This window comes from Paenibacillus sp. GbtcB18 (genome assembly GCF_019091125.1).
Taxonomy (GTDB): domain Bacteria; phylum Bacillota; class Bacilli; order Paenibacillales; family NBRC-103111; genus Paenibacillus_F; species Paenibacillus_F chitinolyticus.
The window spans coordinates 1-609 of sequence record NZ_JAGXJX010000095.1; the positions used below are offsets into that span (position 1 = coordinate 1).

General features: G+C 36.5%; 1 protein-coding gene. It reads right to left on the bottom strand.

Translation table 11 applies throughout. From position 1 onward, the window contains the following. Position 1: 1 nt before the first annotated feature. Positions 2-609, bottom strand: a 608-nt coding sequence (locus KVT34_RS29670; RefSeq protein ID WP_217563234.1) for an NAD-binding protein, incomplete at its 5' end; no start/stop codon positions are given.

Genomic DNA, 609 nt, shown 5'->3' on the forward strand with positions numbered 1-609 from the left:
ATTATTGCTTTGCTAGTACAACTAGCTCATCTCCTGGCATGACGGTTATATATTTATACAATGTTGAAAAAGTGAGACTACCGTCACTATGACGAATAAATAAAAGTATATCTTTCGAATCCCTTACTTCCTTGTTTATCTTTTCTTCTTCTGTAACTTGTATCGTTTTAAAGTTATACCCATCTTCAATTTGCCGATTTGACTCTTCGTAAATTTCATTCTGACCAAACAGTGGATGCGCTTTTTTCGAAAGAGAAATACGCTCTTGCTCAATTTTCCCCACATCATGAATTGGGAGTAAGAATGTATTATGATGTCCGAACTGCGGAACATACGTATTTGCGACTAAGACGTTATAAGAATCTGTATCAGTTACTGCAATTAAATATTCATACTGATTCATGTCTACTTCAAATTGTAACTGTTCTGAGAGAATTTGACCATTATAGGTCTTAACCCCTTTCACTTTTGCACATTGTAAATGTTCTTCTGATACATCTACGATCAAGGTTGGAATCCCCATCTCTTTACAGTGTGATGCAAAGGCAGATGAGAATGTACTCGCTCCTGAAATCAAGATTCCTGGTGGCTCTGTATTCGCCAATCCTA